This window comes from Mesorhizobium sp. CU3 (genome assembly GCF_006442965.1).
Taxonomy (GTDB): domain Bacteria; phylum Pseudomonadota; class Alphaproteobacteria; order Rhizobiales; family Rhizobiaceae; genus Mesorhizobium.
In genome coordinates, this window is the sequence record NZ_VFWX01000044.1 from 1 (window position 1) to 279 (window position 279).

Annotated in this window: 1 protein-coding gene; it reads left to right on the forward strand. The window is 63.8% G+C overall.

Translation table 11 applies throughout. The features are described from left to right. The coding region (locus FJ988_RS30530) for a class I SAM-dependent methyltransferase family protein (protein WP_181183732.1) at positions 1-279 on the forward strand (279 nt) is incomplete at both ends.

Genomic DNA, 279 nt, shown 5'->3' on the forward strand with positions numbered 1-279 from the left:
CTGTTGGATGCCGACAAGATCGGCCTGACCTGCGCCGAATCCGAATCCCTCGCCGCGCCGTTGCCACGCAACTCCCTGCGCGACCTGTACTGGCGCATGACCCGCGCCAGCATGGGCCTGGGCAGCAAACTGTCGGATGGCGTGAAGCTTGGTTTCGACACCGGCTTCGACTCCGGCAGCACCCTGGACTACGTGTACCGCAACAAACCCAGCGGCAAAGGCGGGCGGGGGCGGATGATCGACACCAATTACCTGAACTCCATCGGCTGGCGCGGTATT